This window comes from Citrobacter sp. C6_1 (assembly GCF_014596835.2).
GTDB classification, from domain to species: Bacteria; Pseudomonadota; Gammaproteobacteria; order Enterobacterales; family Enterobacteriaceae; genus Citrobacter; species Citrobacter pasteurii.
This window is the reverse complement of sequence record NZ_CP115031.1, coordinates 4,457,328-4,473,913: the sequence shown is the minus strand read 5'-3', so window position 1 is coordinate 4,473,913 and position 16,586 is coordinate 4,457,328. Positions and strand designations below refer to the sequence as shown.

General features: G+C 52.2%; 14 protein-coding genes and 1 pseudogene. 7 read left to right on the top strand and 8 right to left on the bottom strand.

Annotated elements, in window-relative coordinates:
• Window positions 1-41: 41 nt before the first annotated feature.
• From hslU to priA, 5 genes are all read right to left on the bottom strand, one after another.
• A complete protein-coding gene (gene hslU / locus IB196_RS21375) occupies window positions 42-1,373 on the bottom strand; it encodes an HslU--HslV peptidase ATPase subunit (protein WP_003028803.1) in 1,332 nt (443 codons plus the stop codon).
• 9 nt (window positions 1,374-1,382) lie between these two features.
• Complete coding sequence (gene hslV / locus IB196_RS21370; protein ID WP_003028805.1) at window positions 1,383-1,913, bottom strand: ATP-dependent protease subunit HslV; 531 nt, start codon at window positions 1,911-1,913, stop codon at window positions 1,383-1,385.
• Window positions 1,914-2,005: 92 nt separating this feature from the next.
• Window positions 2,006-2,989: a cell division protein FtsN gene (gene ftsN, locus IB196_RS21365; protein WP_188232355.1), complete on the bottom strand. Its 984-nt coding sequence runs from the start codon at window positions 2,987-2,989 to the stop codon at window positions 2,006-2,008.
• A 93-nt stretch (window positions 2,990-3,082) separates the two neighbouring features.
• Window positions 3,083-4,108 (bottom strand): DNA-binding transcriptional regulator CytR, encoded by a 1,026-nt coding sequence (gene cytR, locus IB196_RS21360; RefSeq protein WP_003825179.1) that lies wholly within the window; start codon window positions 4,106-4,108, stop codon window positions 3,083-3,085.
• Window positions 4,109-4,264: 156 nt separating this feature from the next.
• Window positions 4,265-6,463, bottom strand: coding sequence for a primosomal protein N' (gene priA / locus IB196_RS21355; protein WP_005121709.1), 2,199 nt, complete (start codon window positions 6,461-6,463; stop codon window positions 4,265-4,267).
• A gap of 204 nt (window positions 6,464-6,667) precedes the next feature.
• Here priA and rpmE point away from each other — a divergent pair, with 204 nt between their 5' ends.
• From rpmE to IB196_RS21340, 3 genes are all read left to right on the top strand, one after another.
• Window positions 6,668-6,880 carry a 50S ribosomal protein L31 gene (gene rpmE / locus IB196_RS21350; protein ID WP_003028810.1) on the top strand — a complete coding sequence of 71 codons (213 nt, stop codon included), beginning with the start codon at window positions 6,668-6,670 and terminating at the stop codon, window positions 6,878-6,880.
• Between the two features lie 344 nt (window positions 6,881-7,224).
• On the top strand, window positions 7,225-7,905 hold the full coding sequence (locus IB196_RS21345) for an oligogalacturonate-specific porin KdgM family protein (protein WP_005121705.1): 681 nt from the start codon (window positions 7,225-7,227) through the stop codon (window positions 7,903-7,905).
• 78 nt (window positions 7,906-7,983) lie between these two features.
• A complete protein-coding gene (locus IB196_RS21340) occupies window positions 7,984-9,408 on the top strand; it encodes a glycoside-pentoside-hexuronide (GPH):cation symporter (protein ID WP_005121703.1) in 1,425 nt (474 codons plus the stop codon).
• Window positions 9,409-9,460: 52 nt separating this feature from the next.
• On the opposite strand, the gene metJ is transcribed toward IB196_RS21340, so the two are convergent.
• Window positions 9,461-9,778 (bottom strand): met regulon transcriptional regulator MetJ, encoded by a 318-nt coding sequence (gene metJ, locus IB196_RS21335; RefSeq protein ID WP_003028816.1) that lies wholly within the window; start codon window positions 9,776-9,778, stop codon window positions 9,461-9,463.
• A gap of 265 nt (window positions 9,779-10,043) precedes the next feature.
• Here metJ and metB point away from each other — a divergent pair, with 265 nt between their 5' ends.
• Together metB and metL are read left to right on the top strand one after the other, a co-directional pair.
• Entirely contained in the window at window positions 10,044-11,204 is a 1,161-nt protein-coding gene (gene metB, locus IB196_RS21330) for a cystathionine gamma-synthase (protein ID WP_005121701.1), read from the top strand.
• Between the two features lie 2 nt (window positions 11,205-11,206).
• Window positions 11,207-13,639, top strand: a complete 2,433-nt coding sequence (gene metL / locus IB196_RS21325) for a bifunctional aspartate kinase/homoserine dehydrogenase II (RefSeq protein ID WP_005121700.1) — start codon at window positions 11,207-11,209, stop codon at window positions 13,637-13,639.
• Between the two features lie 72 nt (window positions 13,640-13,711).
• On the opposite strand, the pseudogene IB196_RS21320 reads toward metL, so the two are convergent.
• Window positions 13,712-14,023 (bottom strand): annotated as a pseudogene (locus IB196_RS21320) (cytoplasmic protein); the annotation flags it as partial.
• A gap of 100 nt (window positions 14,024-14,123) precedes the next feature.
• Window positions 14,124-14,501: a carboxymuconolactone decarboxylase family protein gene (locus IB196_RS21315; RefSeq protein WP_005121694.1), complete on the bottom strand. Its 378-nt coding sequence runs from the start codon at window positions 14,499-14,501 to the stop codon at window positions 14,124-14,126.
• An 89-nt stretch (window positions 14,502-14,590) separates the two neighbouring features.
• Here IB196_RS21315 and IB196_RS21310 point away from each other — a divergent pair, with 89 nt between their 5' ends.
• Complete coding sequence (locus IB196_RS21310; protein WP_005121693.1) at window positions 14,591-15,499, top strand: LysR family transcriptional regulator; 909 nt, start codon at window positions 14,591-14,593, stop codon at window positions 15,497-15,499.
• A gap of 157 nt (window positions 15,500-15,656) precedes the next feature.
• On the top strand, window positions 15,657-16,544 hold the full coding sequence (gene metF / locus IB196_RS21305) for a methylenetetrahydrofolate reductase (protein ID WP_005121692.1): 888 nt from the start codon (window positions 15,657-15,659) through the stop codon (window positions 16,542-16,544).
• Window positions 16,545-16,586 lie beyond the last annotated feature (42 nt).

Sequence of the window (16,586 nt, the reverse complement as noted above, 5' to 3'; positions counted from 1 at the left end):
TATCAGCCCCATCAACAGTGATGAAAATGCATTGAACGCGATTATAGGATAAAACGGCTCAGATCTTCATCTGCGACCAGCGCATCCAGATGTTTGCTCACATATTCGGCATCAATTGTGATGCTTTGGCCGTTCAAATCGCTCGCATCATAGGAAATATCTTCCATCAGACGCTCAAGCACGGTATGCAGACGACGCGCACCGATGTTTTCGGTGGTTTCGTTGACCTGCCAGGCCGCTTCGGCAATGCGTTTAATGCCCGACTCGGTGAAGTTAATGTCCACACCTTCTGTCGCCATCAGCGCTTTGTACTGCACGGTGATGGAGGCATTCGGTTCGGTAAGGATACGCTCAAAATCGCTGGTGGTCAGCGCCTGAAGTTCCACACGAATCGGCAGACGACCCTGCAGTTCCGGGATCAGGTCAGACGGTTTCGCCACCTGGAATGCGCCGGAGGCGATAAACAGGATGTGATCGGTTTTCACCATACCATGCTTGGTAGAGACGGTGCAGCCTTCAACCAGCGGCAGCAGGTCGCGCTGTACGCCCTCACGGGAAACATCCGGGCCGGAGGACTCGCCACGCTTACAGATTTTGTCGATTTCGTCGATAAACACGATCCCGTGCTGCTCAACGGCGTCGATAGCTTCCTGTTTCAGCTCTTCCGGATTGACCAGTTTGGCCGCTTCTTCTTCAATCAGCAGCTTCATCGCATCTTTGATTTTCAGCTTACGCGGTTTTTGCTTCTGGCCACCCAGATTCTGGAACATAGACTGCAACTGGCTGGTCATCTCTTCCATGCCCGGAGGCGCCATAATTTCTACGCCCATCGGTGCGGCAGCAAGATCGATTTCAATCTCTTTATCGTCCAACTGGCCTTCACGCAGTTTTTTACGAAATGCCTGACGCGCTGCTGAAGGTTCCTGAGGCTGCTCTGACTGTCCCCAGTTATTTTTGGCTGGCGGGATCAGTACATCGAGAATACGCTCTTCGGCCATTTCTTCTGCGCGGAAGCGGTTTTTCTCGATCGCCTGAACGCGAACCATTTTGATGGCGGCATCGGTCAGATCGCGGATGATCGAGTCAACTTCTTTACCTACATAGCCGACTTCGGTGAATTTGGTTGCTTCAACTTTGATGAACGGCGCGTTGGCCAGTTTTGCCAGGCGACGGGCGATTTCGGTTTTACCGACGCCGGTCGGGCCAATCATCAGAATGTTTTTCGGCGTGACTTCATGGCGCAGCTCTTCGTTGAGCTGCATGCGGCGCCAGCGGTTACGCAGGGCAATCGCCACGGAACGCTTAGCGTTATCCTGGCCGATGATGTGCTTGTTCAGTTCGCTGACAATTTCGCGTGGGGTCATTTCAGACATGGGGGATCCTTACGCTTTGGAGTTCAATTCTTCGATGGTATGGAAGTGGTTGGTATAAATGCAGATATCCCCTGCAATATCCAACGCTTTCTCAGCAATTTCGCGTGCGCCAAGCTCGGTGTTTTCCAGCAGAGCGCGTGCTGCAGCCTGGGCGTAGGGACCGCCGGAGCCGATGGCAATCAGATCGTTTTCTGGCTGAATGACGTCACCGTTACCGGTGATGATGAGCGATGCCGTTTCATCTGCAACGGCCAGCAACGCTTCGAGTTTGCGCAGCATACGGTCGGTACGCCAGTCTTTAGCCAGCTCAACGGCGGCCTTAACCAGGTGACCCTGGTGCATTTCCAGTTTGCGTTCAAACAGTTCAAACAGCGTGAATGCATCCGCAGTACCGCCCGCAAAGCCCGCAATGACTTTGTCGTTGTACAGACGGCGGACTTTTTTCACGTTGCCTTTCATTACGGTGTTACCCAGTGTGGCCTGACCATCACCGGCGATTACCACATGGCCGTTACGGCGTACGCTTACTATTGTTGTCACGAGCAGACCCCTTGGTTACAAATGCAGAATACAGGCCCCGCACAGGTGTACGGGGCGTAATGCAAGTATAGATGGGGGATATTTTGGGGGTTTCAACCCCCAGTGGCGAGTCGAATGCAGTTTGTGTGGCCGGCAACTTTCAGGCGGCTGATGGTGTTGTCGGCATTTTCCTTGCCTTTCACCGGGCCAATCACCACGCGATTCCAGCCGTTGTTGGTGGTAATGCGGGAGTTGAAGCCCTCAAAGGCCAGTTGAGCACGCACGGTTTCTGCCTGCTCTGCCCCTTTGAATGACCCGCACTGCACCATCCAGCGGCGTTCATCTTTTTTCTCCGCCGTTTGTTTTGGCGGCTGCGTTTCATTCGTTATTGGCGCGGCTGGCTGCGTTTTCGGCTGAGCGGCGGTGGTATGCGCAGGCGTCTGCAGCAGATCCTGGTACGGCTGTTGGGCCGCCGGTTTTGGCTGTGCTTTCGGCTGTTGTTGTACCGGAGCTGCTTGCGCCGTACGCGTTTGCTGCTGCTGGTAAGGCTGTTCCGCTACCCGTGGTTGCGTGCGCGGTCGCTGCGCCTGCTGCTGCGCGTTGTTCCACTGTTGTTGTTGCACCTGACGCTGACGCTGCAGCGTTTGCTGGCGCTGTTCAGGCGTTTGTTCGTTCCACGGTACTTCGTTGAGCTGTGTCGGCTGTTGACGCATATCAGCCTGCATTTGCGCCAGCAACTGGCGCTGCTCATTGGTCAACTGATCGGCGTTAAGCACTTCGCCACCCGCAGAGGGTTCGGTTGGCGCACGTACGCCAGGCTGACGGCTTTCCAGCTCTTTGATGTAGCGCCAGCGTTCTTCCGGTTTTGGTGGGATGCCATTGCCGGTGACTTTCTGGTTTTGCAGCGTCTCGGACTCTTCTTTTTTGTGATGCGTAATGAAGTACAGACCACCGATAAAGGTCACGAGTACGGCTGCAGCAATAGCGACCATCGCGGGGGATACCGCTGGCGTACTGCGTTGCTTTTTCCGTGATGTGCTCTTTTTGCGCCGCGAAGGTGCCGGTTGGCCGCGACGTACATAATCTCGTTGTGCCACTATCGTTTCGCTGTATTTATTCGTTCGTCAGCCCGCCATGTTACTTAAGCGACGGGCCTTTGACCAGACAGGGGAGTCCGAAAGCACTTTACTTTACGTCAGTGCCCGGGTAGTACCCCGAATAATTAGCTCGCAGTCCAGTAAACGTGAGCCACTGCTGACGCTCTGTCCTTGTAATTGATCGAGCAGTAACAGCATAGCTTCACGTCCGATATCGAAACGCGGTTGTGCGACGGTTGTCAGGGGTGGATCACAAAATTCCGTCAGTGAAATATTATCGAAGCCAATGATAGATAAATCATCCGGTACTTTTAAGCCCTGACGTTTGGCGTAAGAGAGCGCGCCAAGCGCCATCACATCGCTGTGACAAAAGACCGCGGTCGGCGGCTGCGGCAGCTCAAGCAGCTGTTTTAACGCGTTAGCACCCGCTTCATAGGTGAAATCACCGCGCGCGATGAAGTGTGGATCGACGGTAATTCCACTGCGGCGTAGTGCCTGAACATAGCCTTGCAGGCGGTAGTGGCACAGCGGCATATCCTCTGGACCGGCAATACAACCAATGCGCTTATGCCCCAGTTCCAGCAGATAATTCATCGCGTTAAAGGCTGCAGTGAGGTTATCAATGTGCACGGTGGGCAGTTCCAGCTCTGGCGCAAATTCGTTGGACATGACCATCGGCGGCAAGTTGCGTTGCTCTTCCACGCTGGCATCAAACGGCAGGCGTGAGCTGAGCAGCACCATGCCATCGATCTGCTTGGTGATTATGAGGTTGAGGAAGGTCTTTTCCTGCTGGTTCTGGTGCGCGCAATCGCCGATAAGCACCAGATATCCTTGCTCTGCGGCGGTCACTTCTATGCCGCGAATCACTTCGCTAAAAAAGGGATCGCAGATATCCGGTACAATCACCAGAATGGTACGTGACTCATTACGCTTAACATTGCGTCCCATTGATTGGGGTAAATATCCCACTTCCAGGGCTGCCTGCTCAACCTTGTTACGGGTTGACTGTGAGACTTTGTCCGGGTTCATTAATGCGCGGGATACGGTTGCCGTTGAGACTTTCGCCTTCAGAGCAACATCTTTCATCGTAGCGGCGGCAACCTGCTTATTCGGTTTCACTCTTTCTCCTCGCCAGAGAGCTGCTGGCACAGACTCGTCCTTGAATAGCCTTCATCTGAAACATTTTTATCAGATAGTTAATGGAAACGGTTACAGAATTTTCATAAAAAGTGTGATGGATCTTTAATTTTACGATCCGTCTCGCATCGTGAGGGATTATCCCTCGATGGGATCGACATCCAGCACCCATTTAACCTTACGTGCATCGGGTAACGTATTGATCAGCGCCAACGTGCCGCTGACGATATGCTGCAGGCGAATTCGCGACGGATGCTGTAACAAAATTTGCCAGCGATAGCGACCGCCGCGCTTAGGTGCCAGAGCGGGAACCGGGCCAAGCACCCACAGTTTGTCATCGGCCAGCGGACTGGCCTGAATCAGATTTCGTAACTGCTGTAAGAACATTGGCGCATGCTGATTGTTATGATCTTCTGCCCGCACGATCACGTGACTGGTCCACGGTGGTAACTGCAGCGTTTGCCGCTCGGCCAGCGCCTGTTCGGCAAATGCGTCATAACCTTTATACAGCAAGGTTTGCAGTAGCGGATGTTCAGGATGGTGCGTTTGCAGAACCACTTCGCCTTGTTTCCCGGCGCGCCCAGCTCGTCCGGAAACCTGGGTATAAAGTTGGGCGAAACGTTCAGCCGAACGGAAATCGGCAGAGAATAGCGCTCCGTCAACGTCCAGAAGCGCCACCAGGGTAACGTCCGGAAAGTGGTGGCCTTTAGCCAGCATTTGCGTGCCGATCAGAATGCGAGCGCCGCCGCGATGCACTTCTGCCAGGTGCTGCTCCAGCGAGCCCTTACGGCTGGTGGTGTCGCGATCGATGCGTGAGATTGGCACGCCGGGGAAAAAAGGTGCCAGAGTTTGCTCAAGCTGTTCGGTGCCGAGTCCTACCGGCACCATATGCGTTGAGCCGCAGGAGGGGCACTGGCGCGGTATCGGGCGCTGGCTGTCGCAGTGGTGGCAGCGCAGATGATGCTGCGCCTGATGTAGCGTGTAGTAGTGATCGCAGCGTGGGCATTCGGCAATCCAGCCACAGTCGTGACACAGCAGCGCAGGCGCAAAACCCCGACGATTAAGAAACAAAATTACCTGGTTATCTGCTTGCAGATGTTGACGCATGCGGGTGATCAGCGCCGGAGCCAGTCCGGCCTGCACCTGCTGACCCTTGAGATCCAGCACGTGCTGAGTGGCAGGGCGTGCGTTTCCGGCGCGGCGCGTCAGGCGCAGCATGCGGTATTTGTTCTGTCGCACGTTGCACAACGTTTCCAGTGCGGGAGTGGCTGAACCGAGAATAATCGGGATCTGTTCGCTGTGGGCGCGGTAAACCGCCAGATCGCGGGCATGGTAGCGCCAACCTTCCTGCTGTTTATAAGAACTGTCGTGCTCTTCGTCGATGACGATCACGCCGAGGTTTTTAAACGGCGTAAACAGCGAGGAGCGCGTACCGATAACTATCGCCGCTTCGCCATTTTTTGCTTTCAGCCATGCCGAAAGACGTTCGCTGTCATTCAATCCGGAGTGCAGGACTTCGACCGGCGCATTAAAGCGTTCACGAAAACGGGCAATGGTTTGTGGCGTCAGGCCAATCTCCGGCACCATTACCAGTGCCTGCTTGCCCTGGGCAAGGACATTTTCCAGTACGCTTAGATAGACCTCTGTTTTACCCGACCCCGTCACGCCGGCTAATAGCCAGGCGCTAAAGCTGTCCGACGCGCTATGAATCGCGCCAACAGCGGTGGCTTGCTCGGTATTCAGTCGAAGACGCTCACCGGAAACGGCGTAGTGCGTACGCCAGTCGCTGAAACCTGGCGTTTCACTCGCCAGGGAGCACAGACCTTTTTTCCGCAACGCCTGTAATGCGGCGTCATTAAATTCCAGCTCTGCCACCTGGTCGCGCCATATTTTTCCCTGGCGTAGCGCAGCCAGCGCCTGCTGCTGCTTGGGAGAACGCTTCAGGCTGTTGAGGTCAATAACCAGGCCTTCTTCAGTGGCAAACCAGTACCACATGGGCGCGTTAGTCGCCGGGCGTCCCTGGCGCAGCAGAATTGGCAGGGCATGAAACAGTACGTCACCGATAGGATGATGATAATAATCCGCCGCCCACAACAGCAGACGCCAGACGGAGGTCGAGTAGACCGGTTCGCTGTCCAGCACTTCGAGAACGGCTTTCAATTCGCTCCGCGGTAGTTCACTGTGCTCGCTGACGGAAAGGACGATACCGACACGCTCCTGCTGCTTGCCAAAGGGCACGCGTACGCGACACCCGGCTTTGGCGCTCATACCTTCCGGCAGGAGATAGTCAAAGGTACGAGGTAGCGGAACGGGTAAGGCAACATGCGCGACGGGCATTGAATCATCCTGACTTGAAATCTGGCGGGTTAGTATACACATTAGTGAAGGACAGAATGCGGATCAGTTTGCATGAGCAGGTTAATTTCTGTATGATTCGCCGCCTTTGATACAAATTTGTATCACTGACCTATACTATTAACATCGCGTGGTGTCTGGCGTTAGGGCTGGAAGAGCGACGCGGCCTTAAACCGAGGTTTTCCCATGAAAAAAGATATTCACCCGAAATACGAAGAAATTACTGCAAACTGCTCTTGCGGTAACGTCATTAAAATCCGCTCTACTGTCGGTCACGATCTGAACCTCGACGTGTGCAGCAAGTGCCACCCGTTCTATACTGGCAAGCAGCGTGATGTTGCTACCGGTGGCCGTGTTGATCGCTTCAACAAGCGTTTCAGCATCCCAGGCAGCAAATAAGTTTCAGCTGCCAGAAAAAAGCGCCTTATGGCGCTTTTTTTGTATCTGTATTTGATAATACAATTTATGTTTATATTTATGTGTTGAATAATATTTCGTTTTTAATAAATGAAATGGCGTTTTATTTTTAAAATAAAATATTCACACTAGTGATCTTCGTCATTTTTATCTTCTGTTCTTTGCCACTCATGCCAATTCCTGGCAAAATCTCAAAGGTTTATCCCCTCTTTCTAAAATACACTTTCGCGGAAATATAAAATTATTCTTACGACTCTATTGCTTTCCTGTTTATAGCCCGGAATGTGATGGTGAATTTTCTTTATTTAGTGTGAAAAGGGATTGTCATGAAATTTAAATCTACCTTGTTACTTATTCCATTATTATCTGCGGCCGCGCAGGCGGGTTATGTTGATTACCGCCATGAATATTATGATGACGGGCGAAATTACGATCGTGTTTATATGTCTCATCGTCTTGCTACAGGTTTTGGTGTAGCGGTAGAGGCCATTTCACGTTCTGAAGATACGCAATCGAACGATGCGTGGAATAATATGGAAAGTAACGGTAACGAGTATACGGCAAGTTACCAGTTTACCTGGCGGGATCTCATCTGGCAGCCAGGTATTGCGATCGAAACGGGCGATAACATCACGATTTATAAACCTTATATCCGCGTGCAGTACAACATCAATGACAGCTGGTGGACTGCGTTCCGCTATCGTCAGGAGTACATGCGAAGAAACACTGACGGCAAGGATGACCGCATGGTCTATCGTCCGGAAGCATGGCTCGGTTATAACATTAATGACTGGATGTTTGAGCTAAACGGTATTTATAAAATTGCCGATAGCGAAGATTTATATAACAACCGAAAAGATGATTACGAATATAACTTCCGCGTGGCGTATAAACTAGGATCCTGGGTTCCATTTGTTGAGGTTGGCAACGTTTCCTCTGGTTATAACACAACAACGACAGACGATCGCCAGACCCGTTATCGTGTCGGTCTTGGTTATAACTTCTAATCGGTAATAGTTTTCATATCGACCGATTACGTCGATAAGCATAGTTTGTGTGAATAATATGTCTAAGGAGTTGACATCATGTCTAATGATGGAACTATTATCGGAAATAATGAAACCACTGCCGTCAGACCTTTCGGATTTAGAGATAAAATTGGTTATTTGTGTGGTGACCTGGGAACCTGTTTTATTCTTGGCTTAGTAAATAGTTTTTTAATGATTTATTACACTAACGTCCTCGGCATTTCAGGGGTTATTGTCGGCTCACTCTATTTTGTGACTAAACTCTTTGATGCGTTTGTCGATGTTGGTGTAGGGCGCTTATGCGATACCTCTAAACTGACGATACATGGGCGATTTAACCCCTGGGTGCGCCGCATGAAGTATCCATTCTGTATCATCGCGGTGGTCCTGTTTCTGCCGTTTGTGAATGATTTTTCTTATACGGCGAAAATTATCTACATTTGCTGCTCCTATTTTGTGTACGGTTCACTGTTATCGACAGTCAGCATTCCGTATGGCGCCATGTCTGCGGCGATTAGCTCGAACCCGGAAGACCGGGTGTCGCTGTCAACCTGGCGCAGCGTGGGTTCCGCTATCGGCGGCGGAGCAACCGGCTTTTTTATCCCGATTCTGATGTACACCACCCTGGTGGACGGAAGTCAGGTGATTTCCGGGCAGCATTTCTTCTGGATCGCCATCGGCTGTGCGGTGTTGGGTTTTATCTTTTTAACATTGACCTGCCAGTTAACGACGGAGCGTGTGCGCGTAGAGAAAAAAGAGAGCATGCCTGTTTCAGTGCTGTTGAAAGGGCTACTACGCAATAAGGCGCTGATTGTTTTAGTGGTTGTGGATCTGTTGATCGTGATTAATCAGGGGTTGTCTGGTACCAACATGACTTACCTGTTTAATGACTATTTCCATAACAAAGAGGCCATGTCCGTTGCCTTGCTCTTCACCTTTGGGTCTCTGGTTTTGCTGGCGCCATCGGCATCCTGGCTCACGAAGCGGTTTGGTAAAAAAGAGGCCAGCGTCGGCGCATTGCTCTTTGCGGTGGCGATGTATCTGATTATGTACTTCATCCATATTACCGACGCGAAAGTCTATTTGGTTTGCCTGTTCCTGGCGACGCTGGGGGCTGGGTTATTCAACCTGATGATCTGGGCGTTTATGACCGATGTTTGTGATTATCATCAGTATGTCACCGGCGATCGTGAGGATGGTACGGTTTACGGCGTGAACTTCTTTGCCCGCAAGGTGGGTCAGGCGTGTGCAGGGGCGGTTGGTGGATTTATGCTGGCCATCATTGGTTATCAATCTTCGTCAACGGGCGGCGCTGTGCAAACCAGCATCGTGCAGGAAAACATCTATACGATGGCGAATCTTTTACCGGCGTTATGCCTGTTTTTGGCCGCGATTATTCTGATTTATTTCTATCCCTTGAACCGTAAAGAGACGCTCAAAATGGAAGAGACATTGAATAAACTTAATGGTATCAGTAAGTAACATAGTGAGAAGCGGCGGGAGTAATCCCGCCTTTTCTCATCTGTTCTAACAATCAGTATTCCCACGTTTCCGGGTTGATACCCAGTTCACGCATGATTACCTTTGCTTCTTCCGGGATTTCATCACTGCGCTCTTTACGCAGGTCTTCATCGTTGGGTAATGGTTGCCCGGTAAAAGCATGCAGAAACGCTTCACACAGCAGTTCACTGTTGGTGGCGTGACGCAGGTTGTTAACCTGACGACGCGTGCGTTCATCGGTAAGGATTTTTAACACCTTCAGAGGAATGGAAACCGTAATTTTTTTGACTTGCTCACTCTTCTTACCGTGCTCAGCGTATGGGCTGATATATTCGCCGCTCCATTCAGCCATGAGATACCTAATCCTCTTTGTCATTAATATTGAGGCCAGAACCTGAGCCCGGACCATAATTGCGCGTAGTTTATCGTAGTGGCGCGGCCCTGACACGAAGTTAGCCGACGCAAATGTACGCTAATGCATATAATTTTAACGGCTATTTCCTGTTTGCTCAATCTATACGCAAAGAAGTTTAGATGTCCAGATGTATTGACGGCTATTGTAACAATGATTACTCTGGTGTCTGACTTTTCACCGACTCAGCCAGGATCTCCTCAATATGACGCGTAAACAGGCCACCATTGCAGTGCGTAGCGGATTAAATGACGACGAGCAGTACGGTTGCGTTGTCCCACCGATTCACCTCTCCAGTACCTATAATTTCACCGGTTTTAATGAGCCGCGCGCGCATGACTATTCACGCCGCGGCAACCCGACGCGTGATGTGGTTCAGCGTGCGTTGGCGGAGCTGGAGGGAGGCGCTGGTGCAGTGCTGACCAATACCGGCATGTCGGCGATTCATCTGGTGACCACGGTATTCCTCAAGCCTGGCGATCTGCTGGTCGCACCGCACGACTGTTACGGTGGGAGCTATCGTCTGTTTGACAGTCTGGCAAAACGTGGCTGCTATCGCGTGCTGTTTGTCGATCAGGGTGATGATCAGGCGCTGAAAGCGGCGTTGGCGGAAAAACCAAAGCTGGTACTGGTCGAAAGTCCAAGCAACCCGCTGCTGCGCGTGGTAGATATTGCAAAAATCTGCCAACTGGCGCGTGAGGCTGGTGCGGTGAGCGTTGTCGACAACACTTTTTTAAGCCCTGCACTGCAAAATCCACTGGCATTGGGCGCCGATCTGGTGTTGCATTCATGCACGAAATATTTAAACGGTCACTCGGATGTGGTGGCTGGCGTGGTGATAGCGAAAGATCCGGAGACGGTCACTGAGTTGGCATGGTGGGCGAATAATATTGGCGTTACCGGCGGCGCATTTGATAGTTATCTGCTGTTGCGTGGCCTGCGTACTCTGTCGCCGCGTATGGAAGTGGCACAACGTAATGCTCAGGCTATTGTGGACTACCTGCAAACCCAGCCGCTGGTGAAGAAACTGTATCATCCGTCACTGCCGGATAATCAGGGGCATGAGATTGCCGCGCGTCAGCAAAAAGGGTTCGGCGCGATGTTGAGTTTTGAACTGGATGGCGACGAGCAAACATTGCGTCGCTTCCTGAGCGGGTTGTCATTGTTTACGTTGGCGGAATCATTAGGGGGCGTTGAAAGTCTGATCTCCCACGCCGCGACCATGACACACGCGGGTATGGCGCCAGAAGCGCGTGCTGCTGCCGGAATTTCGGAAACGTTGTTGCGTATCTCCACCGGTATTGAAGATGGCGAAGATTTAATTGCCGACCTGGAAAATGGCTTCCGGGCTGCAAACAAGGGGTAAACATGAGTGTGATTGCGCAGGCAGGGGCGAAGGGTCGTCAACTGCACAAATTTGGTGGTAGTAGCCTGGCAGACGTGAAATGTTATTTGCGTGTCGCAGGTATTATGGCGGAGTACTCGCAGCCTGACGATATGATGGTTGTTTCCGCCGCGGGCAGTACCACTAACCAGTTGATTAGCTGGCTTAAGTTAAGCCAGACCGATCGTCTTTCTGCGCATCAGGTTCAGCAGGCATTACGCCGTTATCAAAGTGAGCTGATTAGCGGCCTGTTACCACCAGACGTGGCTGATGGGCTGATCGGTGCGTTTATTCACGATCTGGAGCGTCTGGCCGGATTGCTCGACAGCGGTGTGAACGATGCCGTCTATGCCGAAGTGGTGGGACATGGCGAGGTGTGGTCGGCGCGTTTGATGTCTGCTGTCCTTAACCAACAGGGGCTGGAATCGGCCTGGCTGGATGCGCGAGAGTTTTTACGTGCTGAACGCGGTGCCCAGCCGCAGGTGGATGAAGGTCTGTCTTATCCGTTGCTGCAACAACTGCTGGCTCAGCATCCGGGTAAACGCCTGGTGGTTACCGGGTTTATCAGTCGTAGCAATGCGGGTGAAACGGTGCTGCTGGGGCGTAACGGCTCTGACTATTCAGCGACGCAGGTTGGCGCGCTGGCGGGCGTTTCCCGCGTGACTATCTGGAGCGATGTCGCTGGGGTTTATAGTGCGGACCCGCGTAAAGTCAAAGATGCCTGTTTGCTACCGCTGCTGCGTCTTGATGAAGCCAGCGAGCTGGCGCGTCTGGCGGCTCCGGTTCTGCATGCTCGCACCTTACAGCCGGTTTCGGGTAGCGATATCGACCTCCAGCTGCGCTGCAGCTACACGCCGGATCAGGGGTCAACGCGGATTGAGCGTGTACTGGCTTCTGGTACCGGAGCGCGCATTGTGACCAGCCATGACGACGTCTGTCTGATTGAGTTTCAGGTTCCCGCCGGCCAGGACTTTAAGCTGGCTTACAAAGATATCGACCAGATTTTAAAACGCACGCAGGTGCGTCCGCTGGCGGTTGGTGTGCATCCGGACCGTCAGTTGCTGCAATTTTGCTATACCTCCGAAGTTGCTGATGGCGCACTGAAAATTCTTGATGAAGCCGGTTTGCCGGGCGAGCTCCGTCTGCGCCAGGGGCTGGCGCTGGTGGCGATGGTTGGGGCAGGCGTAACGCGCAATCCGCTGCATTGCCACCGTTTCTGGCAGCAGTTAAAAGGCCAGCCCGTCGAGTTTACCTGGCAGTCGGAAGAGGGTATCAGCCTGGTCGCGGTACTGCGTACCGGCCCGACCGAAAGCCTGATTCAGGGTTTGCATCAGTCTATTTTCCGTGCAGAAAAACGTATCGGTCTGGTGCTGTTCGGCAAGGGGAATATTGGTTCACGCTGGCTGGAACTGTTTGCCCGCGAACAAACAACGCTTTCCGCGCGTACCGGGTTTGAATTCGTGCTGGCAGGCGTGGTGGATAGCCGCCGCAGCCTGCTGAACTATGAAGGGCTGGATGCCAGCCGTGCTCTGGCTTTCTTCGACGACGAAGCGGTAGAGCAGGATGAAGAGGCGCTATTCCTGTGGATGCGCGCCCACCCGTATGATGATTTAGTGGTACTGGATGTGACGGCCAGTGAACAATTGGCCGATCAGTATCTGGACTTCGCCAGCCATGGTTTCCATGTCATTAGCGCCAATAAACTGGCGGGGGCGAGTACCAGCGATAAGTATCGCCAAATTCATGATGCTTTCGAAAAAACCGGTCGCCACTGGCTGTATAACGCCACCGTGGGTGCAGGTTTGCCGATCAACCATACTGTGCGCGATCTGATTGATAGTGGTGATACGATTCTGTCGATCAGCGGGATCTTCTCCGGCACGTTATCCTGGCTGTTTCTGCAATTTGATGGCACGGTTCCGTTCACCGAACTGGTGGATCAGGCCTGGCAGCAAGGGCTAACTGAACCAGACCCGCGCGTCGATCTTTCTGGTAAAGATGTGATGCGTAAGCTGGTGATCCTGGCGCGTGAAGCAGGTTACGATATTGAGCCGGACCAGGTTCGCGTTGAGTCACTGGTGCCTGCGCACTGTGAAGAAGGCTCCATTGACCATTTCTTTGAAAATGGTGATGAGTTGAACGAACAGATGGTGCAACGTCTGGAAGCTGCACGTGAAATGGGGCTGGTGTTGCGCTACGTGGCGCGTTTTGACGCCAATGGTAAAGCGCGTGTGGGTGTTGAAGCGGTCCGCGCTGAACACCCGCTGGCAGCGCTGTTGCCGTGCGATAACGTGTTCGCCATTGAAAGCCGTTGGTATCGCGATAACCCGCTGGTGATCCGTGGGCCGGGCGCAGGTCGTGATGTAACCGCCGGTGCTATCCAGTCCGACATCAACCGTCTGGCGCAGTTGTTGTAGTTTTTTTGCCGGATAAAATGCGTAAGCATTACTATCCGGCATCATTACCGTTTATCAATGAGGGCGTTGTATTTACAGCGTCCTTATCGTCTGAAACACAGAATGGGCAGAGTAACGTGGGCTTTGCTGAAATTCCGTCTGTTGCTGCAACCCGTTGAGAAAATGATGACTTGCCGCCAGGGTTATTAACGCTCCTTTTTCAACCTGACCCCCTGTTAACAAACACACCATTTTACGCGTGTCGCCTTGTTGCCAAATTTGCCACTGGTTTTGCCACCATCCCTGATAACTTTTGCCCAGTAACTGCCAGGGTCTGGTGTGTTGATCGTCACTGATTTCTTCATCCACAAACCAAAGCGAGGCGTGATGTTCGCGAAATTGTTCCCCATTAAACAACGGGGGATAGCTGCCGCATGCCCGGCAATGCAGTGCGGCATAACCCAGCAGATACTCAGGCCAGCAGATAATCCGCTGGCCTGTTGTTTTAGCCTTTGTGGGAGGCAAACACCTCTTTTGCGGCGAACACACCGTTGAGTGCCGCGGGGAAGCCAGCATATACGGCCATCTGCATAATCACTTCAACGATCTCATCCTGCGTTAAACCCACGTGTAATGCCGCACCAATATGTACTTTCAGTTGCGGTGTGGCGTTACCCAGCGCAGTTAATGCCGCGACGGTAGCTATTTCTCTACTGCGTAAATCCAGCCCCGGTCTTGAATAGATGTCGCCAAAAGGAAATTCAATCAGGTATTGGGCGAAGTCTGGCGCAATGTCCTGCAGACTTTCGATGACCGCATCGCCCCCTTTGCCATCCACTTTTTGCAACATCTCCTGACCGGTAATAAAGCGTTCTGAAAGCATCATTTCTTCCTCTATCGTGTGGTCTGTGGCGTGAGGATAGAGCGCGCAGAATGATTGGGATAATACCGTTTCCGTGATACTTTTTTGGTATGACAATATCGCCCCTGCACTCTCTGGATATCCGTCTGCTGCGCTACTTCACCGTAGTGGCCGAAGAGAACAACATGAGCCGTGCGGCGCAACGTCTTTTTATGTCGCAGCCGCCGCTAAGCCGCCATATTCGCCAGCTTGAAGAACGTCTGGGGGTGACGCTTTTTGTCCGTCATACCCGTGGGCTGACATTGACGGAAGAGGGTCAGCATGTATTAGAAATGGTGCGCCCACTGCTGGCGCTACAGGACAAGACCTATATTGCATTGAGCCAGCTAGCGCAGATGGAGGTGCAACCTCTGCGTTTAGGATTAAGCACGGCGTTTGAACAGGGTGTTTTTGTGGCGCTTGAATCAATGCTAAATGCTCGTGTAAAAATGCTGCGTGTCATGCGTCACGGCTCACCTGAACTTGTTCGTCAGGTAAGGCGAGGCAAACTGGATGCGGCGTTGGTGGCTTTGCCTATTGAGGCATCTGGGCTTACCGTCATCCCTTTAGCCTGGCAAGAGCCGATAATTGCTGCATTACCCTCCTTTTGGTCAGAGGCTTGTACGACCTCTCTTTCCTTATCGGCACTTAACCACCGACCGTTGTTCTGGTTCCAGCGGGAACGTAACCCGGCTTTCTTTGACTATACCCGGCAGATTTTCCACCGCGCTGGTTACTCTCCTTCCTGTCTTGAAGAACCACTGGAGCATGATGTGTTGCTTGCGCGGATTGCCCAGGGCGATGGTTTAAGTTTGCTCCCGGCTTCATTTGCCGCTATCCAGCGCCAGGGCGTGGTATTCCATCCACTGAGCGATGCTGAGCTGTGTATCCGTGCCGGGTTCGTGATGTTGCCTGAAAATGAGAGCCGGTTGCAGTGGGTGCAAGAACTCATGATGCAATCCCTCACCATTTCAAGCTGATGTGAATTTTTTTCACGTTGGCTGAGTATTCCTCACCTTTATCGATGATTTTTGTGTTGACGCCAGCGTGCTTTTCCGTCATTTTTACATCTAGACGTCTAAACGTATAGCAGTTCACAATACAACATATAACGACAAAAGATTGATGAGGTAAGGTATGAGCTTTTTTCACGCCAACCAGCGGGAAGCCCTGAATCAGAGCCTGGCGGAAGTTGCCGGTCAGATTAACGTTTCGTTTGAGTTTTTCCCGCCGCGCACCAGTGAAATGGAACAAACCCTGTGGAACTCCATCGATCGTCTGAGCAGCCTGAAGCCGAAGTTTGTTTCCGTGACCTACGGGGCAAATTCGGGTGAGCGCGACCGTACGCACAGCATTATTAAAGGTATTAAGGATCGCACGGGTCTTGAAGCAGCGCCGCACCTGACCTGCATTGATGCGACCCGTGATGAGCTGCGTACCATTGCTCAGGACTACTGGAACAACGGTATTCGTCATATTGTTGCCCTGCGTGGTGACCTGCCGCCGGGAAGCGGTAAACCGGATATGTATGCTTCTGACCTGGTGACGCTGCTGAAAGACGTTGCAGACTTTGATATCTCTGTTGCCGCTTATCCGGAAGTTCATCCGGAAGCGAAGAGTGCTCAGGCTGATTTGCTGAACCTGAAGCGTAAGGTTGATGCCGGTGCAAACCGGGCGATCACCCAGTTCTTCTTTGATGTGGAAAGCTACCTGCGTTTTCGCGACCGTTGCGTATCAGCAGGCATCGATGTGGAAATTATTCCGGGTATCCTGCCGGTCTCTAACTTTAAGCAGGCGAAGAAATTTGCCGATATGACCAATGTTCGTATCCCTTCCTGGATGTCGACAATGTTTGATGGTCTGGATGATGATGCCGAAACCCGCAAGCTGGTAGGGGCGAATATCGCCATGGACATGGTGAAGATCCTCAGTCGCGAAGGGGTGAAAGATTTTCACTTCTATACGCTCAACCGCGCTGAGATGAGCTACGCTATTTGTCACACACTGGGTGTAAGACCGAATTAAACAGATGCCCCAGCCCTCTACGGAGGGCTTTTTATTGATCAT